Origin of the sequence: Actinokineospora globicatena (assembly GCF_024171945.1) — a bacterium.
In the GTDB taxonomy this organism is placed as follows: Bacteria; Actinomycetota; Actinomycetes; order Mycobacteriales; family Pseudonocardiaceae; genus Actinokineospora; species Actinokineospora globicatena.
In genome coordinates, this window is the sequence record NZ_JAMTCR010000008.1 from 1 (window position 1) to 22,688 (window position 22,688).

The following is a 22,688-nucleotide window of genomic DNA, read 5'->3' on the forward strand; positions in this document are numbered from 1 at the left end:
GCCTCCGCTGCGCTGCGGTAGACGCCTCGGCTGCGCCATCGGATTGACGCGAGAATGCGAAGAGCTCGATGAGGGTTATGCGGGTTATTCAGGCGTGATGTGGCTGCGGTTGGGTTCTGGGTAGCGCAACAGCCCCTGTCGGTAAGATCGTTTTCCTACCACGGAAGACGTCGACCGATAGAGGCTGTTGCGTGTCGCAGAATATCACCGGGTTGTCGGATGCCCAGGTGCGGGAGTTGGGTGCGGTGTTCGCCGCGAGGGTGGCATGGGATCCGCGGCGGCGGTTCACGCCGGCGGGGGCGGTGATACTGGCGTTGGAGTTCTGGCGGACCAATGCCGCCCAGGCGGTGTTGGCGAAGTTCTACCGGGTGCACCAGAGCACGATCTCCCGCACGATCACGCTGGTCACCAGGGTGCTGGCCGCCGAATTGGAGCGGATCGATCCGCCGGTCACCTCGGTGCCGGACACGGCGTTGATCGTGGACGGCACCCTGGTCCCGACCGGGAACAGGCGCAATGTCGAGGGCACCCGCTCGGGCCATCGCCGCAGGCACGGCATGAACGTGCACGTGGTGTCGGACCTGGCGGGCAGGATCCTGACCGCCTCGGACCCGTTGCCCGGCGGTACGTCGGACCTGACCGCGTTCCGGACTTGGTCGTTGGCGTCGCAGTTGGATCAGGACCAGACGTTGGCGGACAAGGCCTATCAAGGGAGCGGGATGCTCACCCCTTACAAGAAACCTGCCCGCAAAGATTTCCACGACCCGGACATGCGGGTGTTCAACACACAACTCGCCGCGGTCCGCTCCGCCGTCGAACGCTGCATCGCCCACCTCAAGAACTGGAAGATCCTCGCCACCGGCTACCGCGGCCGCATTACCGATCTCCCCCGACTCCTCGCGCTACTGGTCCGATTGGAACGACTCCGCCTGACCTGGTGAACCACCTTCAGCGCATAACCCTCGATGGGGCGAACTCATTTGTGCGGGGCCCCGGGACCACCCTGGGAAGGGCTAAAAGCAGGGGGCCACAGAGCGGCCCTCCCCTGCCCCTGACGACGCTACGGGTGGTCCTCCCCCACACAAAACAAGTCCGCCCCATCGAGCAGTTGGCACCAGCGCCTTCGTGGAGCGGTGGGCGGCCAACGTCGTCGGCGGGCGTGGAGGGCAACGTTGTCGGCGGGTGCTTTAGGGCCGACGGTGTGGGGTCTTCGCCAGTCGTGGCGGGTGGGCTGGGACTGGTCGTGGGGACTTGGTGGAGCGGGGGGGCGGGCGGGGGCCCCGGCCCTCGGAACTAGCGGCGGACGTGGAGGCGGGTGGCGGTGCCTTGGGGGGTGTGGGAGCGGATGGTGACGAGGTCGCAGAGTTGGTTGGCGAGCCAGATGCCTCGGCCGCCTTGGATGGCGGGGAGGGGGGCTAGGCGGCCGACGAGGGGGTTGGGGATGTGGCCGCTGTCGGTGATCTCGCAGATGAGGGTGTCGGTGTCGGTCCACAGGCGGAGGGTGCCGCGTTCGCCGCCGTGGCAGATGCTGTTGGTGACGATCTCGTTGGTGGCCAGGGTCAGGTCCAGGGCGCGGTCGCGGGGGAGGCCGAACTGCTTGGCGCGGACGGTGACGAGGTCGCGGAGTTCGGGGAGGTCGTCGATGCAGAAGTGGACGACGTCGGTGACGTCGGTGGGGGTGGGGAGGTCGGTGTCGAAGCGGTCGTGGGCGTAGTCGTGGTCGAAGTGCGTGCTGACCGCGCGGACGCCGTCGGTGACGACGGGGTGGGTGTGCGCGACGGCGGTCAGCAGGTCCTCCGGCAGCGCGGACCCGTCGAACAGGCAGCGCAGGCGCAGCGTGGTCGTCTCCTCGAAGGCGAGGTTGACCAGGGCCTCGTGCAGCACGACCTCGGCGCGTTCGGCCTCGGTCCGGCCGGGCCAGGTGGACTCGACGACGCCGCGGACCGGGCGGTCGCCTGCCTCGGTCACCCGCGCGCGGATCGCCGGGATCAGCCGGGCCGGGTTGCGGCCCACCTCGCACGCGTCGACGACGACCACGTCGGGATCGGCGAGGTCGACCAGGGACTCGCGCAGCAGCTTGGCGCCTGCGGGCGGCAGGATCGCGAACACCGCCTCGCCCGCCAGCAGGCCCTCGCGGGCGAAGCTCGCGGCGGCGTCGACGTAGGTCGGTTCGTCGCGGTAGACCAGTGCCTCGTGGGCGAAACCCGGTGCGCTCATGTGCGGTCACGTCCTCGAACCGGGGGGACAGCGGGACCGGGTGCCCACCGCCCAGGGGGAGTCGGAGTCGGCTCGGATCTTACCCGGGTGGGCCGCCCGCGGCGACCACGCGCCGATCAGTCCTCAGTGGACGCCACGCCGTCGACGGTCAGCGCGGCGCGCTCGCTGTAGAAGCAGGCGAGGCCGGTGATCTTCTGGCTCTCCGGCAGCGGCGAGCGGTAGCACCACACCAGGTCCTCGTGCAGGACCCCGTCCACCACCACGTGCCAGTACGTCGCCGTCCCCTTGTAGGGGCACATGGTCGTCGTCCGCGACGGTCGCAGCAGGTCCACCCGCACGTCGACCAGCGGTAGGTAGAACCGCGCGGGCAGCCCCGTCTCGAACAGCACCCGGGGTTGCCGCGACGACGCCACCACGGTCCCGCCCACCTCGACGACCACGTGCCGGGACGACGCCAGGATGTCGACGCGCGTGTACGGGTCCCGCGCGTGCACGTAGACCGGTTCGTCCTCTTCGAGCCACTCGTCCATCGCGTTCCAGGCGACCCGCACCAGCCCGGCCAGCTCCGGTTCGTCGGCCACCCGCAGCGCGCCCGGCGGCACCAGCTCGGTCCGCACGTCCGCGGCGGGGAAGTAGTACGTCGGGTACACCCGCTCCCACACCAGCCGCGGCCGGGGCGAGTCGACGACCACCGCGCCGTCGCGATAGGCCCGGACCCGCTTCGGTGACCGCTCGACGCGCAGGGTGCTCACGGTGGCGAAGGTACCCGCGAGTGGCCGCGCGCGGGGTGGCGTGGGAGGTTTCAACCATGGTCATCAGTCCCGTCGCCGAGCCGCGCAAGCACCGCGTCTCGGTGGACGACTGGGTGATGCTCCTGTTGGCGGTGGTCGCTGTGGGCCTGTTGGTCTACCGCGCGTTCTGGCACCCGCCCAACGCGGACGTGATCGTCTGGATCGACCGCGGCCTGTGCGCGGTGTTCGCCGTCGAGTTCGTCTGGCGGTGGGCCGCTGCGGGCTTCACCCGGCGGTTCGTGCTGGTCAACTGGTACGACCTGGTCGGCATGGTGCCGGTGGCGCACGTCGCGTTCCGCGCGTTCCGGCTGCTGCGCGTGGTCCGCATCGGCGTGCAGCTGACCCGCCTGCGCCGCCCGGTCGACCGGTCCGTCGGCGAGGAGTTGGCGCACCGGGCGATGGCCCGCTTCGGCGGGGTGCTGATCGACGTGGTCAAGAAGCCGCTGACCGTCGCCGTGCTGGAGGAGGTCGTCTCCGTCCTGCGCACCGGTCACTACGCGCGCAACCTGGCCAGCGCCCTGGAGGAGAACCGCGGCGAGATCCGGGCGATGGTCCTGGAGAAGATCCGCCAGGACCCGCAGGCCGGGTTGCTGCGCAAGGTGCCGTTCCACGACGAGATCGTCGGCTCGGTCACCGACGCGACGTTGCGCGTGCTGCTGGAGATGCTCGCCGACCCGCGCACCGACGAGCTCATCTCGGACCTGCTGCGGGAGAACATCGAGCAGATCCGCGCCGCCGTGCGCGCCGACGCCCACCGGAACCTTCCCGAGCCGGAGCCGCCGGACCGGTGATCGCTGCGATGATGGCCGGGTGACCGACGAGCGCTTCCAGCTGGATCCGGCCGTTCACTACCTCAACCCCGGCGGGGTGGGGATCGTGCCCCGCGCCGTCGCCGAGGCCCGCGCGCGGTACGCCCTGCGCGCCGAGACCAACCCCATGCGCTTCCACCGGGTCGAGACGCTGCCGCTCGTGGAACGCGCCAGGGCCGCGGGCGCGGAGTTCCTCGGCTCCGACGGGGTCGTCCTGGTCCGCAACACCACCGAGGCCGTCGCGACCGTGCTCGCCTCGGTCCCGTTCGCCGACGGCGACGAGATCCTGGTGTCCGACCACGGCTACCCGACGGTGCTGCTCGCCGCCCAGGACCGCGCCGAGGTGCGGCAGGTGTCGTTCCCGGTCACCGCCACTCCCGACGAGGTCGTCGCCGCGTTCGCGGAGGGCCTGCGACCCAGCACCAAGCTGGTGGTCGTCGACGCCATCACCTCGATCAGCGCCTTGGTCCTCCCGGTCGAGCGGGTCGTCGCGCTGGCCCACGAGCGCGGTGTGCCGGTGCTGGTGGACGCCGCGCACGTACCGGGGCACCTGCGGCAGCGGCCAGAGGACACCGGCGCCGACTTCTGGACGGGCAACTTCCACAAGTGGGCCTACGCGGCGCGGACCGCCGCCGCCCTCTACATCGCCGAGCCGTGGCGCGACCGGATCCGGCCCCTAGTGCCGTCCTTCGACCACCCGCTTGGCTTCCCGCACTGGTTCGATCACGCGGGCACGTTGGACTACTCGGCGTGGATGGCCTTACCGGAGGCGTTGGACTTCTGGCGCGAGGTAGGTGGGTGGGACGCCGTTGACGCGAGCGCCCGACTGCTCGACAAGGGCGTCCAGATCGTCGCGGACGCTCTAGGCGCTGACGGACAGGTCAGCCCGCACCACGCGCCCCTGATGCGGCTGGTGCCACTGCCCGAAGGCTGGGTCTCGAGCCCAGAGGACGCCATCGACTACTACGGCGAACTGAGCACGCGCCACAACATCGAGGTACCCGTGCACTCTTACGGCGGGCAGGGCTTCTTCCGCCTCGGCGCCACGATCGCGAACACCCAGGCAGGGTTCGAGGCCCTCGCCGACGCCGTCGCCGAGGGCCGCTAGCCCGTTACTGCACGCCCTTGCCCGGGTGCGGGATGGAGAACCCGGGACCTGCCCGCTCCACACCGTCCACACCGGACACAGCGCGCAACGCGGCGAACGCGCTCGGCTCGGCCGCGCCGGTGATGGTGGCGATCTCCGGCAGGACGCGGTCCACCCGCAGCCCGGCCGACTCTAACGCCGCCACCACCGCCGTCAGCCCGCCGAGCGCGCCGTCGTCGACGGTCACCAGGACCGGAACGCTCACGGAGCCTGCACCACACCAGCACCCACGTCGACCGAGGGTAGCGGCAACCGGCGCGCCGCCTGGTGCAGCCGCGCCCACAGCTCCCACCCGCGCGCGCCGGTGGCCTGCGAGATCAGCGCCGCCACGCCCGCGACGTGCGGGGTGGCCATGCTGGTGCCGCTGATCCGGTTGTGGTTCTTGGGCCGGGGCCACGACGAGTACACGTCCACCCCGGGCGCCACCACGTCCACCGCGCCGATCAGGTCGACCGTCCCGCAGGAGAACCAGCCCAGCGCGGTGGCGACGTCGATCGCGCCGACGGCCAGCACCGACGGGCAGTTCGCCGGGTGCCCGACCGGGTTGATCCGCCCCTCCTGCCGCCGCGACTCGTTGCCCGCCGCCGCCACGATCAGCGTGCCCTGCGCCAGCGCCCGGCTGGCCACCCGCTCGTAGGTCTGCGAGTACGGGGTGCCCGGCCGCACGGCCGCGCCCAGCGACATGGACACGACCTGGCAGGTGTTCGACACCGCCCACGCGATGCCCGCCAGGATGCCGCCGTCGGAGCCGGACCCGGCGTTGCTGAGCACCTTGCCCGCGAAGATCTCCGCCTCGTGCGCCACCCCGTAGCCCGCGCCGCCGCCCGGCGCCCGCGGCCCGGCCGCGGTGCCGATGCAGTGCGTGCCGTGCCCGTGCCCGTCGGCGACGGTCTCGCCGGTGATGAACGACGCCGTGGTGACCGCGCGGCCCGCGAACTCCGGGTGCTCGAAGTCGAACCCGGTGTCGAGCACCGCGATCCGCACCCCGGCCCCGGTCGCCGCGGACTTGTTCGCGCCGACCGCCTGCAGGCCCCAGGTGAACACCGACTCGTCCACCTGCGGCGCGGGCGCGGCCTCCTCGGCGGTCGCGCTGATCGCGAACACCCGGCGCTCGGCCTCCAGCGCCGCGATCGGCCCCGGCGCGTCCACCGCGTCGCTCAGCGCCGAGAGCTGGTCGGGGTCGGCGTCGATGACCGCCACCCCGAGCCGGTCGAACACCAGCCCGTCCGGTCCGGGGAACTCGGCCCCGGCCGCCTCCGCGGTGCTCGCCGTGCGCACCCCCGCGATCTGGTTGAGCGCGCGCGTGCCCGCCTCGATCGCGCCGTCCTCCAGCAGCACCAGGTACCGGCCGGTGGTGCCGTCATCGCCCGCTGCCGCGCCGGTGTTCTCCTCGGGATTGGTCATGTCCGCCCCTCTCTGCACGCAGGACCCCTGTACAGGGTGATCGCCAACCTCGGTCGGGTGTAACGGGGGTCACACGTTTGGCCCACGGTGACGAAGCGCGCGCACCGTCCACCCCGTGGCACACCCCCGCGAATGAGGCCGGGACGTTTACTGTCGGAGTCATGCAGACCTGGCAATCCCACCCGGTGCCGCGGGTAGCAGGCACGCCCCGGCCGCTGCGGCTGTTCGACACCGCCGCGGGGGAGGTCCGACCGACGTCCCCCGGCCCGACCGCGACGATGTACGTCTGCGGGATCACCCCCTACGACGCCACGCACCTCGGGCACGCGGCGACGTACCTCGCCTTCGACCTGGTGCACCGGCAGTGGCTCGACAACGGCCACGAGGTGCACTACGTGCAGAACGTGACCGACATCGACGACCCGCTGCTGGAGCGCGCCGAGCGCGACCAGGACGACTGGGTCGTGCTCGGGATGCGCGAGACGGCGCTGTTCCGCGAGGACATGGTCGCGCTGCGGGTGCTGCCGCCGCGCGAGTACGTCGGCGCCGTCGAGTCCATCCCGGAGATCGTCACCGCCGTGGCCAAGCTGATCGCCGACGGATCGGCCTACCGGGTGGACGACCCCGAGTACCCGGACGTCTACTTCGACCACACCGCCACCGGCCGCTTCGGCACCGAGTCCAACTACGACGAACCGACGATGAACCGGTTCTTCGCCGAGCGCGGCGGCGACCCCGACCGCGCGGGCAAGCGGCACCCGCTCGACGCGCTGCTCTGGCGCGCCGCGCGCCCCGGTGAGCCCAGGTGGGACAGCGAGCTCGGCCCGGGCCGCCCCGGCTGGCACGTCGAGTGCAGCGTGATCGCGCTCAACCGGCTCGGGATCACCTTCGACCTGCAGGGCGGCGGGTCGGACCTGATCTTCCCGCACCACGAGTACAGCGCCGCGCACGCCGAGGCGCTCACCGGGCAGCACCCGTTCGCCCGGCACTACACGCACTCCGGGATGATCGCGCTCGACGGCGAGAAGATGTCCAAGTCGCGCGGCAACCTGGTGTTCGTGTCCCGGCTGCGCGCCGACAAGGTCGACCCGATGGCGGTCCGGCTCGGCTTGCTCTCCGGGCACTACCGGCAGGACCGGTCCTGGGCGGACTCCGTGCTCGCCGAGGGCAAGGACCGGCTCGCCCGCTGGCGCGCGGCCACCGGCGCCGAGACCGGTGCCCCCGCCGAGGACCTCATCGCCCGGTTGCGCGACCACCTGGCCAACGACCTGGACACCCCCAACGCGTTGGCCGCCGTCGACGCCTGGGCCGCCCAGGGCGGTAGCGACCCGGCAGCGCCCGCCGCTGTTCGGGACGCTGTGGACGCACTGCTGGGGATCGAGCTCTAGCGTCGAGATCGCCCTCTAGCGACAGTCCTCCCCTAACGCACCCGCTGCGTTAGGGGAGTGGCTTGTCCTTCTGCCGACCTAGCACCAGGACCGCCGAAGTGGACACGAACGCCGCGGGGATCACGAACCCCAGCCAGGGCTCGACCTGGTAGAGCGGTGTGAACGCCAACGGGGACGCGGCCGCGCCGGTGAACCGCAGCGACTGCACCACCGACACCGCGCCCGCCCGGTTAGGACCGTCCCCGCCCAACACGAGCGAGTTGACGCCGGTCAGCACCAACTGCGCCGAGATCCCGGTCAGCGCCCACAGCACCGCCACCGCGGGCAGCCAGGTCAGCGTCCCCACCAGCGCCACCGGCACCGCTCCCGCGACCGACCCGATCAACACCGCGCGCCGCCCGCCGATCCGGTCGATCGCCCGCCCCACCGGCCGCGCCGAGAGCAGGCCGACAACACCGAACCCGGTCAGCACCAACCCGCGCTCGGCAGCGCTAAGTCCGAACGTCTCCTCTGCCCGCAAAGCGAGCAACACGGACATCCCGCCCAGACAGGCCCAACCGACCATCGCCAGCCACCCCGCGCGCAACACGCTAGGTCGCCACGCGGACCTCAACGTCAAGTGTGTGCGCTGCTTCTCCCGCATCTGCTCCGGTAGGCCTGCCAGCGCCAACCCGGCCGACACGATCGCGACGCCGATGAACGCGTAGCGCCAGTTCGCCTCCGCGGCCACGCCACCGAGTAGCGGCGCGCTCGTCTGCCCCGCCGCTTGCAGGGACGCGTAGAGGCCAAGAGCCCTACCCAGGCGCTCCGGCGGTGTCACGGTCGCGATGGCCGCCAGCAGCAGGGGAGTGGTGAACGCGTTCGCCCCACCCTGCACCGCGCGCGCGGCCAGGAACAGCGGGTACGTCGTGGCCAGCGCGCACGCCGCGGACGACACCACGTACACCAGGTACGCGACCCGCACGCTGCGCTCCGCGCCCCACCGGGCACCCAACGTGCCGGAGAACAGCATCAACGCCGCGAACGGCACCAGGTACGCGGTCAGCGAGTACGACGCCACCTGCGTCGACACCCCGAAGTCCGCCCCCAGCTCCGGCAGCATCGAGGTCGTGATGCCACCGGCGAACGGGCCGAGGAACCCGCCCGCGTACAGCGCGACGGTGACGCCGCGGTTCACACCCCGGTCGGGCCGGGGCCTGAGCTGCCGCGCCCGGGACCGGGCCTGCGCCTGCGCAGGTAGCGCTCGAACTCGGCGGCGATCACGTCACCGCTGGTCTCGTTGAGCGTGTCCTCCGCGTCGCCGCGCTCCTCGAGGGCGCGCACGTAGTTGCGCACGTCCTCGTCCTCCTCGGCCATCTCGCTGACCGTCTGCTGCCACTCCTCGGCCTGGTCGGGCAGCGTGCCCAGCGGCACCTCCACGTCCAGCACCTCCTCCACCCGGTGCAGCAGCGCCAGCGTCGCCTTGGGCGAGGGCGGCTGCGACACGTAGTGCGGCACCGCGGCCCAGATCGAGATCGCGGGCACCCCGGCCCGCACGCAGGCGTCCTGCAGCACGCCGACGATGCCGGTGGGGCCCTCGTAGCGCGAGCGCTCCAGGCCGAAGCGGGCCGCCGAGGTCGCGTCGTAGGCCGTGCCGGTCACCGGGACCGGGCGGGTGTGCGGGGTGTCGGCCAGCAGCGCGCCCAGCGTCACCACCGTGGTGATGTTGAGCTCCTCGATGTGGCCCAGCAGCTCCGCGCAGAACTTGCGCCACCGCATGTTCGGCTCGATGCCGTGCACCAGCACGACGTCCCGGTTGGACCCGGGCGGCCTGCACAGGTAGAGCCGCGTCGTGGGCCACTCCACCCTCCGCGTGACACCGTCCACCATGCGCACGGTCGGCCTGGTCACCTGGAAGTCGTAGTAGTCGTCCGGATCGATCTCCAGCAGCGGACTCGCGTCCCAGGTCAGCTGCAGGTGCTCGATCGCGGTGCTCGCCGCGTCGCCCGCGTCGTTCCAGCCCTCGAAGGCCGCGACCAGCACGGGGTCGACGAGTTCCCGCCGCGCCGTGGGCTCGCGGTCGGGCGCCATCTGCTGGTGGTCCGGGTCGGTCACCCGGCAAGCCTACGGCTAGGGGGTCGGCGGCGGAGATCGTAGGCTGGGCAGGTGCCGCGACGCCGCGGCCGGACCCCGGGTCGGCACCCGGGCCCCGCGACGTCGCACGAGTGGAGGACGCCCCGTGACCAGACCGTCCACAGTGGATGGCCTCCCCGCCGCGGTGCTCTGGGACATGGACGGCACGCTGCTGGACTCGGAGAAGCTGTGGGACATCCCGCTCGGCGAGTACTCGCTCAAGCTGGGGGTCCCGCTGGCGCCCGAGACCAGGGCCGCGATGGTCGGCAGCAACGTCCCCACCAGCATGGGCCTGCTCTTCGGCGGGATCGGCGTGGTGCCCACCGCGGCCGACATCCGGGAGGCGATGGGCTGGATCGACGCCCGGATGCGGGAGCTGTTCGCGACCCGGCTGACCTTCCGGCCCGGCGCCCCCGAGGCGCTGCGCGCGGTGCGGGCCACCGGACTGCCGGTGGCCCTGGTCACCTCCACCGAGCGGGCGCTGACCGAGGTGGCGCTCGACACCCTCGGCCGCGAGCACTTCGACGTCACCGTGTGCGGCGACGAGGTCGACGGCCTGAACAAGCCGCTGCCCGAGCCCTACCTCAAGGCCGCCGCCCTGCTCGGCGTCGACCCGACCACCTGCCTGGCCGTGGAGGACTCGCCGACCGGCACCACCGCCGCCGTCGCCGCGGGCTGCACGGTGCTGGTCGTGCCCTGCGAGGTCCCGGTCGACCCCGGGCCGCGCCGGGTCCCGCGCGAGTCGCTGGTCGGCCTGGACGCCGACCTGCTGCGCGCGGTGATGGCCGCCGGTTTCGCCCGGGCGGAGCCCGGGTGGCAGGATCGTCCGGCGTGAAGACCTTCGACCAGTTGTTCGCCGAGCTCACCGACCGCGCCGCCACCCGCCCGGAGGGCTCGGGCACGGTGCGCGCGCTCGACGACGGCGTGCACGCCCAGGGCAAGAAGGTCCTCGAGGAGGCGGGCGAGGTCTGGATCGCCGCCGAGTACCAGAGCGACGCCGAGCTGGCCGAGGAGATCTCCCAGCTGCTCTACCGCGTCCAGGTCCTGATGGTCGGCCGCGGCCTCACCCTCGACGACGTCTACAAGTACCTCTGAGCCGGTCGGGCCGGTCGAGCTAGTCGGCCCGGTCCAGCGCCGACTCCTCGCCGGGGTCGGGCTCGGGCCAGCCCGGGTACTCCGGCGGGGTCCCGCCGAACTCCGGGCAGTGCGCCTGGTGCGAGCACCACCCGCAGAGCTTGCTCTTGTTCGGCCGGAAGTCCCCGCTGCGGCCCGCGCGCAGGATCGCCGCCCAGATCGCGTCCAGCGTCCGCTCGAACCGCGCCAGCTCAGCCTCGTCCGGCGTGTAGGCCAGCGACTGCCGGTCGGCCAGGTACATCAACCGCAGCTGCCGGGGCACCTCACCGCGCAACCGCCACACCGCCAGCGCGTAGAACTTCATCTGGAACAGCGCCTTGGCCTCACCGATCTCCCGCGGCGCCGCCCCGGTCTTGTAGTCGACCACCCGGATCTCCCCGGTCGGCGCCACGTCCAGCCGGTCGATGTACCCGCGCAGCAACACCCCGGACGGCAGCTCGGTCTCCACCAGCAGCTCACAGGCCTCCGGCTGCAACCGCCGCGGGTCCTCCAACTCGAAGTACCCGTCGATCAACCCGTCCGCCGAGGCCAACCAGTCGGCCGGGTCCTCACCCTCGTCGAAGATCGCGCCAAGCCCGGGCTGCTCGGCCAGCAACTCGGCCCACGTCGGCGCCAGCAACCCGTGCGCGGTCTCGGGCACCCGCTGCACCGCGGGCAACCCGTAGAGCCGCTCGAGCACGGCGTGCACCACCGTCCCCCGAACCTGCGCCTTCGTCGGCGTCTCGGGCAACCGGTCCACTGCCCGGAACCGGTACAACAACGGACACTGCTTGAAATCCCCCGCCCGCGACGGCGACAACGCGGGCCGCCGCCTGCCCGCCCCCTGCCGCGCACCCGCTTGAACCGGGATGGGCTCGGTCTCCGTAGCCATGATCCCCGACCTTAGTGTCGCCCCCCGACAACCCCCGACACCGCACCCGCTCTGGTTCCTCTGACAGACCGGAGCCGAGCCCTCTCCTTGCGGGACCTCCGGTCGCACTACCGGCCCCGCGCGCCGCCTGTGCCGCTCTTGCCAGGTCGGTGACCGTGCTCCGCCTGCACTGCTCCTGCCAGATCGTTGGCCGCGCGCCGTGTGCCCGCTCCTGCCAGGTCCGTACCGGCGCTCCGGCCCCACCGAGCCCATTTCCGCACCGGCCCCACCGGGCCTGGAACTCCTCCAGCCGCACCACCGCGCCAGCCCGCAACCACCCCGCGGTCGCACCGCCCTACCGCCCCCGGATCGCGCCCGCGCGCGCAGGCAACCCCTGCCCGGCCCCCACCCTCTCCGGGGGGCGTCCCTGGTCCAGTCTACCCGGGGCACACCGACAGTCGATCTTGAAAGCACCCCCGCGGAGATCCACATGTGGATAACCTCTGTCACCCAGAAGGCGGAAAATCGGCGCGACCCGGCCAAGAATCCCCAGCTCAAGAGCCCAAGCCCCGTCAACGCCCCGCCCCGCCACCCAGATCGCCCCAGTGAAGATCATCAACAGCGGTAAGCGGAGCTAAAGCATCCACAATGGACACCCGGGCCCGGATCACCCCCGTCCCACACCGGTGTGGCTAGTCTGGGTGGGGTGACGGGCACCACACACCAACTTCCCGCTGTGGGCGGCGGGTTGCTGCTGTTCCGGTACAGCGGCGTGCCGGTGGTGTTGGCGCCGTCCTGGTGGCTTGGGGCGTTGGCGGTGGTGGTGTTCTACACACCGCTCGTCGGGACGCTGATGCCTGGGGCTGACATGGTCACCTCCGTCCTGCTCGCGGCTGCGTTCGCCGTGTTGTTGGGGGCGTCGGTGCTGGCTCATGAGTTGGGGCACTGCGTCGTGGCGCTCAAGTTGGGGCTGCCGGTGCGCAGGTTGCGGTTGTTCCTCCTCGGTGGCCTCTCCGAGATCGCCAAGACGCCGCGGCGGCCGGGGCATGAGGGGGTTGTGGCGGCGGCTGGGCCCGCGGTGTCGATCGCGTTGGCTGGGGTGTGCGGGCTCGCGCTGTTGGTGATCCCGTCCGGGGGGCCGGTGTGGTTGCTCGTACTCGAGTGCGCCTTCGCCAACACCGCTGTGGCTGTGTTCAACCTGCTTCCCGGGCTCCCGCTCGACGGTGGGCGGATGGTGCGGGCCGGGGTGTGGGCGGTCACCGGGCGGCGAGGGGCGGGGACCAGGGCGGCGGTGGTGGGCGGGTGGGCGGTCGCCGGGCTGCTGGTGGCCTGGGCGTTGTGGGGGGTGCTGGAGCAGAGCCCGGACCGCTGGCTGCGGCTGGGTGTGTGCGTGTTGACCGCGTGGTTCGTCGTCGCGGGCGCCAGTGGTGAGCTCGCGGCGGAGCAGCGGCGCGGCTGGCCTGAAGGGCTGCTGCTGTCCGATGTGGTCCGCCCGGTGCTGCAGTTGCCCGCCGAGAGCCCCGTCGCCGACGCGCTCGCGGCCGCGGCGGGACGAGGGGTGGTGCTGGTCCGGGCCGACGGCGTCGCCGCTGGGCTGCTCGACGAGGTGGTCGCCAGGGAGTTGGCCGCGGTGTCGCCGTTCGCGCCCGCCGAGCAGGCCGCCGAGCCGATCCGGCCCGAGTCGGTGCTGCTGGCCTCCGAACCGGGCGAGGAGATCGCCGAGCGGGTGCTGGAGACCCCGTCCTGGCAGTTCGTCGTGGTCGACGACGAGGGCCGCCCGTCCGGGGTGCTGCGCCGGGAGGACCTGCACGCCGCGCTGCGCGCGCACGGGACCCGCTGAGCGGGGCGCCGGGGGGTCTCTGCGACCATCTCCTGTCAGTTCAGGCACGGCAGGAGGGCGAGGTCCGGGTGTCGGCACGCAAGGTCAGCGGTCCGTTCGAGGCAGGGGACCGGGTGCAGCTCACCGACCCCAAGGGCAGGCACTACACCCTCATCCTCGAACCGGGGGAGAAGTACCACACCCACCGCGGCGCCCTCGCCCACGACGACATCATCGGGCAGCCCGAGGGGTCCGTCGTCAGCTCCGTGGCGGGCACCGCCTACCTGGCGCTGCGCCCGCTGCTGGCCGACTACGTGCTGTCGATGCCGCGTGGCGCCCAGGTCATCTACCCCAAGGACGCCGCGCAGATCATCATGCACGGCGACATCTTCCCCGGCGCCCGGGTGCTGGAGGCCGGTGCCGGGTCCGGCGCGCTGACCTGCTCGCTGCTGCGCGCGGTCGGCCCCACCGGCGCGGTCATCTCGCACGAGATCCGCGCCGACCACGCCGAGCACGCCGAGCGCAACGTGGTGCAGTTCTACGGCGAGCACCCGGCCAACTGGTCGCTGACCGTCGGCGACCTCGCCGACCACACCGGTGAGGTCGACCGGGTCATCCTGGACATGCTCGCCCCGTGGGACGTGCTGCCCACGGTCGCCAAGAACATCATCCCGGGCGGTGTGCTGGTGGTCTACGTGGCCACCACGACGCAGCTGTCGCGGGTCGCGGAGGCGCTGCGCGAGCAGACCTGCTGGACCGAGCCGTACGCCTGGGAGACGCTGGTCCGCCCGTGGCACTCGGTGGGCCTCGCGGTCCGCCCGGAGCACCGGATGATCGGGCACACGGCGTTCCTGATCACCGCCCGCCGCCTCGCCGACGGGGTCGTCACCCCCCGGCCGCAGCGGCGCCCCAGCAAGGGCTGACAGGACCAAAGGCCGACAGGACCAAAGGCCGACAGGACCAAGAGCCGACAGACGCGAAGAGGGCCCGGTGGGAACAACTCCCGCCGGGCCCTCTTCGCGTCTACCGTCCTAGAGGGACACGCACCAGCCGTTGGACTTCTTCTCGAACACGATCGGGAAGTCGATCGGGGCGCTGCCCATGACCGTCACCTGGGTGTCGACCTTGCCGTTGCTGTCGCCGTAGGTCTCCGGCTCGCCCACCACGGTCACCTTGCCGCCGTTGGGGGCGACGCTGGTGTACATGATGCCGGGCTCGGTGCCCGAGCAGGTCAGCGACTTCGCGGTCGCCTCGTCCTTGGCGTTGACCGCGTCGGCGTACTTGGCGCCCGCCGCCTTGAGGTCCGCGCCGCCACCGCCGCCACCGCTCTCCGCGGTCGTGGTGGTCGGCCGCTTGGTGGTGGTCGTCTCGTCGTCGGTGGTGGTCTTGGTCGACTTCTTCGTCGTGGTGGGGGTCGTGGAGGTCTCACCACCACCGCCGCTGGGCGACGCCGAGTTCCCGCTGTCCTTGTTGAGCAGGAAGTACAGGCCGACGCCACCGCCGCCGAGCACGAGCACGGCGATCACCACGATGGCGATGATCTTGCCGTTGCCCTTCTTCGGCGGCTGCCCACCCGGGCCGTAGCCGCCGTAGGGCTGCTGCTGGCCGTAGGGGTCCTGGCCGAACTGCTGGGGCTGCTGGCCGTAGTAGGGCTGCTGCTGCTGGCCGTATGGGTCCTGCTGCGGCTGCTGCTGCTGCTGCCCGTACGGGTCGTGCGGCTGCTGCGGCTGCTGCTGGGCGTACGGGTCGTGCTGGTAGGGCTGCTGCTGGCCGTAGGGGTCGGGCTGCTGCCCGTAGGGTCCCGGCTGCTGCGGAGGGTAGGTCATCTGTGGTCCCCGGCTCGTGCTGGCGGTGTGGCGGTCGTGGTCGTGCGGGCTCTGCGGTCGGTCTCGATCGGTGCCGTGCTCAGGCCTCCTCCTCGCCGCAGAACCGCCACTCGCCGCTCTCCTTGACGATCTTGATCTTGATGCTGGCGTCCTTGCTCGTCCCGTCCTTGCTCAGCACCAGGTCGATGAGCGCGGTCGCCGACGACCCCGACACGGTCGGCTCGCCCTGGGCGGTCGCCGTGATGTCGAACGGCTCCAGCTCCTTCTCCAGGGCCGTGGTGTCGGTGCCGTACTTGTCCTTGTACGCGTCGCAGGCGTTACCGGTGACCGAGGAGAAGCTCTTGGACTCGTAGGCCTTGAGGTAGTTCTCGACGACCTCCTGCGGGCCCGAGGTGTCCGGCGCCGCCTTGGTGGTGGTCGTCGGCTCGTCGGTCGCCGACTTCTTGCCCGTGGTCTTGGGCGCGCTGGTGGTCGTGGTCGAGCCGCCGCCACCGGCGCCGTTCTTGCTGTCCTTGGTCAGGAAGTAGACCCCGACCCCGGCGCCGCCGAGCACCAGCACCGCGATGATCACGATCGCGACGATCTTGCCGGTGTTCTTCTGCTTCGGTGGCTGCCCACCCCCGCCGGGGAACCCGCCGAGCCCCTGGTAGCCGCCCTGCTGGGGGAACTGGCTGGTCGGCGGGAACTGGCCGCCGGGCTGCTGTGGCTGGTTCCCGAAGCCGCCGGGCTGCTGCGGCTGCTGGCCGTAGGGCCCTGGCTGCTGCGGAGGGTAGGTCATCTGGTCCTGACTTCCTTCTGGACTGCGGGTGCCGCGCCTGCGGCCGACGCGGAGTAGACGGTTGGGGCCACCGCCGCGTTCCACCGCCGACCGTATCCCGTCGGGGCGACATCATGGTATTAGCCGCAGCCGCCCGCACCGGCCCACCCCGCTACCGGCGCGGGCCTCGATCGGGTGACGAATCGGGCACGGGTCAGCCGCGACCGATCCGGTCGACGCACCACACGTCGTCGCGCTTCTTCAACTGGAGCCGGACCTTGGTCGAGCGGCCGCCGATGGTGGCGCTGAACTCGCCGACCGCGGTGTCGCCGCTCTCGGTGACGTTGGTGACCGACGTGTCGGTGATCTGGACGTCGCGGTCCTCGTCGATCTCCTTCTGCGTGGTCTTGCCGTCCTCGTCGCACATCAGCCGGTTGAAGGCCTCCGCGTCGCGGCTCTTGACCGCGTCGATGAACGCCTCGGTCGTGCCGCGCGGCGACCCGGTGCCGTCCCCGCTGAGCACCAGGATCAGCGTCACGATGATGCCGATCACCACCAGGCCGCCGCCCGCGAGCACCCACGGCATCGGGCTGCGCCGCGCCGGGCCGTAGGTCGGGCCGCCGTACGGGCCCTGCGGGTAGCCGCCCGGCTGCTGCGGGTAGCCACCCGCCTGGGGGACCTGCGCGGGCTGCTGGCCGTAGCCGCCCTGCGGGTACTGCTGCTGGAACTGCTCCTGCGGGTACTGGCCGCCGCCGGGCTGCGCCGGGTACTGGCCGCCGCCGAACTGGCCCCCCGCCGCCGGGTCCGCGCCGGGCTGACCGGGCCCCTGCTGTCCGGATTGTGGGAAATTCGCCGGGTACCCCGGTGGTTGCGCAGCGTGAGGACCGGACTGGCCGTACTGACCCGGCGCGGGCTGCTGCGCGGGCGCGCCGTGCGCACCCGGTGTGGCGTACGGGTCCTGGGCCGGTGGCGGGTTCTGCTCCGCGCCGGGGAACGCCCCGGCGGGCAGGAACTGGGTCTGCCCCGGGAACGCCTGCTGGTATCCGCCCTGGTCAGGCTGCTGTCCGGGCTCCTGCGGCTGTCCTGCGTGCGGATCGTGCGGCGGTTGGGTCATGATCCCCGGGCTTTCGTGGGAGTGGAGTGTGCGGGTGGGAGTGATCGTCTCGGGCCGATCGTGCCGGTGATCGTGTCACGGCGCCCGCCGCGGCCGGGGTCGACCCGGTGGTGCCCACCAGCCGGACGCGCCGGGCGCGGCCCTCGGTAACACCAGCCGTGCTGACGCGACACTCCCGTTCACACCCGCGCGGTCGGCCTAGTGCGCGGACGCACGGTGATGCCCGTCCGGTTCCCGCCAGTACCGGGATGGCGCACGGGGTGCGGCCAAGCGAGTGTCACGCGGGTGTGACACGCAAGTTCCGACATGTCGATGCTCTGTCCTTGTCGGTGATCGCCGGTACCGTAGGGGTACGAGTTCGGGAGGAGGTGCCGACATGCAGCACGATCGTCCCGGCAGTCGGCCAGAGAACGCCGACGGTGAGCACGGAGGCGCGGTGGACCCTGGGCGCGAGCGCCCCGAGGTGTCCGAGGCCGCGCAGATCCGCTTCCTCGAGGAGGAAGTCGCTCTGCTTCGCCGGAAACTGACGGAATCGCCACGGCATTCGCGGCTGCTCGAGCAGCGGCTCGCGGAGGCGACCGAGCGGGTGAACCAGCTCACCGAGCGGAACACCAAGCTGGTCGACACGTTGCGGGAGGCCAGGAGCCAGCTGCTAGCGCTGCGCGAAGAGGTCGACCGCCTCGCCCAACCGCCCAGCGGCTACGGCGTGTTCCTGGTAGGCCACGACGACGGCACTGTGGACGTGTTCACCGCGGGCCGCAGGATGCGGGTCTCGGTGTCGCCCGCGGTGGACGGTGCCGCGCTGCGGCGCGGGCAGTCGGTTCGGCTCAACGAGGCGCTCACGGTCGTCGAGGGTGGCGGCTTCGAGCGCACCGGTGAGGTGTCCACGCTGCGCGAGCTGCTCATCGGCGACGACGAGGTGGTGGCCACCAGGGCGCTGGTCGTCGGGCACGCCGACGAGGAGCGCGTGGTGTGGCTGGCCGACCCGCTGACCGAGGCGCCGCTCAAGCCGGGTGACTCGCTGCTGGTGGACGGCAAGTCCGGCTACGCCTACGAGCGGGTGCCCAAGGCCGAGGTGGAGGACCTGGTGCTCGAGGAGGTGCCCGACGTCGACTACACCGACATCGGGGGCCTGTTCCGCCAGATCGAGCAGATCCGCGACGCGGTGGAGCTGCCGTTCCTGCACAAGGACCTGTTCGCCGAGTACGAGCTGCGCCCGCCCAAGGGCGTGCTGCTCTACGGCCCGCCCGGCTGCGGCAAGACGCTGATCGCCAAGGCGGTGGCCAACTCCCTGGCCAAGAAGGTGGCCGCGGCGCGCGGGGACCACGCGCCCAAGGACGCCAAGTCGTACTTCCTCAACATCAAGGGTCCCGAGCTGCTCAACAAGTTCGTCGGCGAGACCGAGCGGCACATCCGGCTGATCTTCCAGCGGGCGCGCGAGAAGGCCTCCGAGGGCACCCCGGTGATCGTGTTCTTCGACGAGATGGACTCGATCTTCCGCACCAGGGGCAGCGGTGTCTCCTCCGATGTGGAGACCACCATCGTCCCGCAGCTGCTCAGCGAGATCGACGGTGTCGAGGGCCTGGAGAACGTCATCGTCATCGGCGCGTCCAACCGGGAGGACATGATCGACCCGGCCATCCTGCGACCGGGCAGGCTGGACGTGAAGATCAAGATCGAGCGGCCGGACGCGGAGGCGGCGCGCGACATCTTCTCCAAGTACCTCACCACCAACCTGCCCATCCACGCCGACGACCTCGCCGAGTTCGGCGGCGACAAGCGGGTGTGCATCGACGCGATGATCCAGCACACCGTGGAGCGGATGTACGAGGAGACCGAGGACAACCGGTTCCTGGAGGTGACCTACGCCAACGGGGACAAGGAGGTCCTGTACTTCCGCGACTTCAACTCCGGCGCGATGATCCAGAACATCGTGGACCGGGCGAAGAAGGCGGCGATCAAGTCGGTGTTGGACACCCAGCAGCCCGGCCTGCGGGTGCAGCACCTGCTCGACGCCATAGTGGACGAGTTCGCCGAGAACGAGGACCTGCCCAACACGACCAACCCGGACGACTGGGCGCGGATCTCGGGCAAGAAGGGTGAGCGCATCGTCTACATAAGGACTCTGGTCACCGGTAAGAACCAGGAGTCCGGGCGGGCGATAGACACCGCCACGAACACCGGCCAGTACCTCTAGATCCCGGACACCCAGTGGGCCCTGACCGCGCGCGGTCAGGGCCCACTGCCGTGCCCAGGGAAGTCCAGCCAAGACGATCGCACCCACTGGTGGCCGCGGCACGGCCACGGGGTGAACCGATGGCCACGGAGCCTCGACGAAGTCGGTCGCGGGGTCTGGGTCGGGCGGAGGGGGGAGGAGGAGGGGGAGGATCGGCACCGCGGCGGGGGAAGTGACCCGACCACCCGATACGGTCGTGGTGATCACTCCCGCATCCCCCGGAAGGACGACCGTTGCCCCGGGTCCGCGCCTTGGCGCTCGTCGCCGCGCTCCCCATCGCCGCGCTCGCGGCCTGCTCGAACCGCCCGAACGACCTCTACACCTACTACGACGACCCCACCGGTACGGCTGCGGTGACCAGCCAGACCGCTGTCGCCGCCCCGGTCACCACCACCGCGCGGCCGGTCGACACCCAGCGGCTCCGCGAGCCGGGAGAGGTCGCCGCGCTCGCGCTGATGGGCAAGGCCGACCTGGTCGCCGAGGAGGTCCAGCCGGACCCGGCGAGCGCCACCGCGCAGACGACGCTGCCCGACTGCGCGGTCGACCTCGGCGCGGGCACCGCCAGGCAGTCCTCGTGGCTCTACCCCAGCGGCGCGCGGCTGCGCCAGGTCGCCGTGGTCAGCACCGAGACCGACCAGGCGGCCGATGTCGTCGCGGCGGCGCGCTCGGACCTGACGTGCAAGACGTTCAAGGTCGCCGGGGTGAGCTTCCAGGTCGACAAGGCGCTCACCATCGCCGCGCTGCCCGGGGTCGACGACCAGCTCGTGTGGTGCGCCACCGCCGCGGCCAAGTCCTCGTGCACCGCCGTGCTCGCCGCCGACCGCGTCGTCACCGCCGTCACCGTGGAGGCCAGTACCCCGGCTCGGGCCAAGTCGGCCATCACCCGGGTCGCGCCCAAGGCGGCCGAGGTGCTCACCCGCGGCGCCTGAACCACTCCTCGACCGCCAGCCGCCCGTCGGGGATGAACGGCCACGACGGGTCCGCCAGCCGGGCGCGCAGGTCGTCGAGCGGCAGCCACCAGCCCTCGGCGACCTCCGCCGCCTGCGGCGCCACCGGGCCGTCCCAGCGCGTCTCGTAGGCCCACATGTGCTCGCGCACCGGCGCCCGCCCCGGCAGGTCGAACTCGGCGGTCATGGTGAACAGCGGAGTCAGCGGCACCCCGGAGACGCCGAGCTCCTCGGCCAGCTCCCGCTCCGCGCACTCGTCCGGCGTTTCCCCGGCGGCCACCACGCCACCGGCCCAGCAGTCGTGCGTGCCGGGGAAGACGTCCTTGGTGTCGGTGCGGCGGTGCACGTACACGCGCTCACCGTCACCCGAGCGCACCAGCACCGACGAGCAGGCGTGCCACAACCCCTCGGCCCGGACCCGCGCCCTGGGGACCGCCCCGATGACCGACCCGGCCGCGTCGTAGTGCGCCACCATCTCCACGGCGCACAACCTACTGCTGCCCAACCCGCTCCCTGCCTGACCTGACGCCCGCCGAGCTAATACCCGCTCGGCGGCACGTCTCACGGCGAACAAGCCCGTGGCGCACCGTAGGCTGGGCTCATGCGGCGGATCATGGGAACCGAGGTCGAGTACGGCATCGCGGTGCCGGGCGACGCGACGGCGAACCCGGTGTTGACATCGACCCAGGTCGTCCTGGCCTACGCCGCGGCGGCGGACATCCCGCGCGCGCGGCGGGCCAGGTGGGACTACGAGGTGGAGTCACCGCTGCGCGACGCGCGCGGGTTCGACCTGGGCGTGCCCGGCATGGGCACCATCGACCCCGACGTCGAGGACCTGGGCGCGGCGAACGTCATCCTCACCAACGGCGCCCGCCTCTACGTCGACCACGCGCACCCGGAGTACTCCGCGCCCGAGGTCACCAACGCCCGCGACGCGGTCATCTGGGACAAGGCGGGGGAGCGGGTGATGGAGGAGGCCGCGCTGCGCGCAGCCACCGTGCCCGGCCAGCCCCGGCTGCAGCTCTACAAGAACAACATCGACAACAAGGGCGCCAGCTACGGCACCCACGAGAACTACCTGATGGCCAGGAGCACCCCGTTCGTCTCGGTGATCGGCGGCCTCACCCCGTTCTTCGCCTCCCGCCAGGTCATCTGCGGGTCCGGCCGGGTCGGCCTCGGCGCCTCCGGCGACGGCGCGGGCTTCCAGCTCTCGCAGCGCGCCGACTACATCGAGGTCGAGGTCGGCCTGGAGACCACCCTCAAGCGCGGCATCATCAACACCCGCGACGAGCCGCACGCCGACGCCGACAAGTACCGGCGGCTGCACGTGATCATCGGCGACGCGAACCTGGCCGAGACGTCGACCTACCTCAAGGTCGGCACCACCGCGCTGGTGCTCGACCTGATCGAGACCGGCGTCCGGTTCGACCACCTCAAGCTCGCCGACCCGGTGCGCGCGGTGCACGTGCTCAGCCACGACCCGACGCTCAAGGCGACCGTCGAGCTGGCCAACGGCCGCCGGTTCACCGGCATCGACATCCAGCAGGCCTACCACGAGCTGGTCTCGGCCAACGTCGACAAGACCGACCCCGACCGCGTCTCGCAGGACGTGCTGCGCACCTGGGGCGAGGTCCTCGACGCGCTGCGCCGCGACCCGATGGAGTGCGCCGACCGGCTGGACTGGCCAGCCAAGCTGCGGCTGCTGGAGGGCTTCCGGGCCCGCGACGGCCTCGCCTGGTCCTCGCCCCGGTTGCAGCTGGTCGACCTGCAGTACTCCGACGTGCGGCTGGACAAGGGCCTCTACAACCGGCTGGTGGCGCGCGGCTCGATGAAGCGGCTGGTCACCGAGGAGGAGGTCCGCGCGGCCATCACCACCCCGCCGCTCGACACCCGCGCCTACTTCCGCGGCCGCTGCCTGGAGCGCTACCCGAGCGCCATCGCGGCCGCCTCGTGGGATTCGGTGATCTTCGACCTCGGCCGCGAGTCGCTGGTGCGCATCCCCACCCTCGAACCGCTGCGCGGGACGAAAGCGCACGTGGGAGCCCTGCTCGACGCGGCGAACACCGCCGAGGAGCTGGTCGACGCGCTCACCGGGGCGGCCAAGCGCTGACCCGGTTGATCATCCCCCCGGCGCGGC

Annotated in this window: 22 protein-coding genes; 11 read left to right on the forward strand and 11 right to left on the reverse strand. The window is 71.8% G+C overall.

Features of this window, described 5'->3' with window-relative positions; all coding sequences use genetic code 11:
- Positions 1–302: 302 nt before the first annotated feature.
- Positions 303–941, forward strand: a complete 639-nt coding sequence (locus LV79_RS32195; protein WP_253842098.1) for a transposase family protein — start codon at positions 303–305, stop codon at positions 939–941.
- A 352-nt stretch (positions 942–1,293) separates the two neighbouring features.
- On the opposite strand, the gene LV79_RS32200 is transcribed toward LV79_RS32195, so the two are convergent.
- Both LV79_RS32200 and LV79_RS32205 read right to left on the reverse strand, forming a co-directional pair.
- Positions 1,294–2,217 carry an anti-sigma factor RsbA family regulatory protein gene (locus tag LV79_RS32200; RefSeq protein WP_253842099.1) on the reverse strand — a complete coding sequence of 308 codons (924 nt, stop codon included), beginning with the start codon at positions 2,215–2,217 and terminating at the stop codon, positions 1,294–1,296.
- Positions 2,218–2,333: 116 nt separating this feature from the next.
- Positions 2,334–2,969, reverse strand: a complete 636-nt coding sequence (locus LV79_RS32205) for a DUF427 domain-containing protein (protein ID WP_253842100.1) — start codon at positions 2,967–2,969, stop codon at positions 2,334–2,336.
- A 56-nt stretch (positions 2,970–3,025) separates the two neighbouring features.
- Here LV79_RS32205 and LV79_RS32210 point away from each other — a divergent pair, with 56 nt between their 5' ends.
- Positions 3,026–3,799 carry an ion transporter gene (locus tag LV79_RS32210; protein WP_253842101.1) on the forward strand — a complete coding sequence of 258 codons (774 nt, stop codon included), beginning with the start codon at positions 3,026–3,028 and terminating at the stop codon, positions 3,797–3,799.
- Positions 3,800–3,818: 19 nt separating this feature from the next.
- Entirely contained in the window at positions 3,819–4,925 is a 1,107-nt protein-coding gene (locus LV79_RS32215) for an aminotransferase class V-fold PLP-dependent enzyme (RefSeq protein ID WP_253842102.1), read from the forward strand.
- A gap of 4 nt (positions 4,926–4,929) precedes the next feature.
- On the opposite strand, the gene LV79_RS32220 is transcribed toward LV79_RS32215, so the two are convergent.
- A complete protein-coding gene (locus tag LV79_RS32220) occupies positions 4,930–5,169 on the reverse strand; it encodes a hypothetical protein (RefSeq protein WP_253842103.1) in 240 nt (79 codons plus the stop codon).
- A complete protein-coding gene (locus LV79_RS32225; protein ID WP_253842104.1) occupies positions 5,166–6,368 on the reverse strand; it encodes a S8 family serine peptidase in 1,203 nt (400 codons plus the stop codon). The genes LV79_RS32220 and LV79_RS32225 overlap by 4 nt, the downstream gene beginning before the upstream one ends.
- Before the next feature lie 161 nt (positions 6,369–6,529).
- Between LV79_RS32225 and mshC the strand changes: the two genes are divergently transcribed.
- The gene (gene mshC / locus LV79_RS32230) at positions 6,530–7,756 is read left to right on the forward strand and encodes a cysteine--1-D-myo-inosityl 2-amino-2-deoxy-alpha-D-glucopyranoside ligase (RefSeq protein WP_253842105.1); all 1,227 of its coding nucleotides are present in this window, start codon (positions 6,530–6,532) and stop codon (positions 7,754–7,756) included.
- Between the two features lie 49 nt (positions 7,757–7,805).
- On the opposite strand, the gene LV79_RS32235 is transcribed toward mshC, so the two are convergent.
- The gene (locus tag LV79_RS32235) at positions 7,806–8,933 is read right to left on the reverse strand and encodes an MFS transporter (RefSeq protein ID WP_253842106.1); all 1,128 of its coding nucleotides are present in this window, start codon (positions 8,931–8,933) and stop codon (positions 7,806–7,808) included.
- Positions 8,930–9,826: a PAC2 family protein gene (locus tag LV79_RS32240; RefSeq protein ID WP_253842283.1), complete on the reverse strand. Its 897-nt coding sequence runs from the start codon at positions 9,824–9,826 to the stop codon at positions 8,930–8,932. The genes LV79_RS32235 and LV79_RS32240 overlap by 4 nt, the downstream gene beginning before the upstream one ends.
- A gap of 148 nt (positions 9,827–9,974) precedes the next feature.
- Between LV79_RS32240 and LV79_RS32245 the strand changes: the two genes are divergently transcribed.
- Together LV79_RS32245 and LV79_RS32250 are read left to right on the forward strand one after the other, a co-directional pair.
- Positions 9,975–10,703 (forward strand): HAD family hydrolase, encoded by a 729-nt coding sequence (locus tag LV79_RS32245; RefSeq protein WP_344761060.1) that lies wholly within the window; start codon positions 9,975–9,977, stop codon positions 10,701–10,703.
- The gene (locus LV79_RS32250; protein ID WP_253842107.1) at positions 10,700–10,963 is read left to right on the forward strand and encodes a phosphoribosyl-ATP diphosphatase; all 264 of its coding nucleotides are present in this window, start codon (positions 10,700–10,702) and stop codon (positions 10,961–10,963) included. The genes LV79_RS32245 and LV79_RS32250 overlap by 4 nt, the downstream gene beginning before the upstream one ends.
- Positions 10,964–10,982: 19 nt before the next feature.
- Here LV79_RS32250 and LV79_RS32255 read toward each other — a convergent pair whose 3' ends face one another.
- Positions 10,983–11,873, reverse strand: coding sequence for a RecB family exonuclease (locus LV79_RS32255; RefSeq protein ID WP_253842108.1), 891 nt, complete (start codon positions 11,871–11,873; stop codon positions 10,983–10,985).
- A 685-nt stretch (positions 11,874–12,558) separates the two neighbouring features.
- Here LV79_RS32255 and LV79_RS32260 point away from each other — a divergent pair.
- Together LV79_RS32260 and LV79_RS32265 are read left to right on the forward strand one after the other, a co-directional pair.
- Positions 12,559–13,692, forward strand: a complete 1,134-nt coding sequence (locus tag LV79_RS32260; protein WP_253842109.1) for a site-2 protease family protein — start codon at positions 12,559–12,561, stop codon at positions 13,690–13,692.
- 68 nt (positions 13,693–13,760) lie between these two features.
- Entirely contained in the window at positions 13,761–14,594 is an 834-nt protein-coding gene (locus LV79_RS32265) for a tRNA (adenine-N1)-methyltransferase (RefSeq protein WP_253842110.1), read from the forward strand.
- Between the two features lie 108 nt (positions 14,595–14,702).
- Here LV79_RS32265 and LV79_RS32270 read toward each other — a convergent pair whose 3' ends face one another.
- From LV79_RS32270 to LV79_RS32280, 3 genes are all read right to left on the reverse strand, one after another.
- Positions 14,703–15,497, reverse strand: coding sequence for a hypothetical protein (locus tag LV79_RS32270; protein ID WP_253842297.1), 795 nt, complete (start codon positions 15,495–15,497; stop codon positions 14,703–14,705).
- A 79-nt stretch (positions 15,498–15,576) separates the two neighbouring features.
- Positions 15,577–16,275 (reverse strand): hypothetical protein, encoded by a 699-nt coding sequence (locus LV79_RS32275; protein WP_253842111.1) that lies wholly within the window; start codon positions 16,273–16,275, stop codon positions 15,577–15,579.
- Between the two features lie 193 nt (positions 16,276–16,468).
- Positions 16,469–17,368, reverse strand: a complete 900-nt coding sequence (locus LV79_RS32280; protein WP_253842112.1) for an Rv0361 family membrane protein — start codon at positions 17,366–17,368, stop codon at positions 16,469–16,471.
- 376 nt (positions 17,369–17,744) lie between these two features.
- On the opposite strand from LV79_RS32280, the gene arc reads away from it, so the two are divergent.
- Both arc and LV79_RS32290 read left to right on the forward strand, forming a co-directional pair.
- Positions 17,745–19,565 (forward strand): proteasome ATPase, encoded by a 1,821-nt coding sequence (gene arc, locus LV79_RS32285; RefSeq protein ID WP_253842113.1) that lies wholly within the window; start codon positions 17,745–17,747, stop codon positions 19,563–19,565.
- Positions 19,566–19,837: 272 nt separating this feature from the next.
- Positions 19,838–20,533, forward strand: coding sequence for a hypothetical protein (locus tag LV79_RS32290; protein WP_253842114.1), 696 nt, complete (start codon positions 19,838–19,840; stop codon positions 20,531–20,533).
- Here LV79_RS32290 and LV79_RS32295 read toward each other — a convergent pair.
- Positions 20,517–21,026, reverse strand: coding sequence for an NUDIX hydrolase (locus LV79_RS32295; RefSeq protein WP_253842285.1), 510 nt, complete (start codon positions 21,024–21,026; stop codon positions 20,517–20,519). The two genes, LV79_RS32290 and LV79_RS32295, sit on opposite strands and share 17 nt — an antisense overlap.
- A 126-nt stretch (positions 21,027–21,152) precedes the next feature.
- Between LV79_RS32295 and dop the strand changes: the two genes are divergently transcribed.
- Positions 21,153–22,661, forward strand: a complete 1,509-nt coding sequence (gene dop, locus LV79_RS32300) for a depupylase/deamidase Dop (RefSeq protein WP_253842115.1) — start codon at positions 21,153–21,155, stop codon at positions 22,659–22,661.
- Positions 22,662–22,688 lie beyond the last annotated feature (27 nt).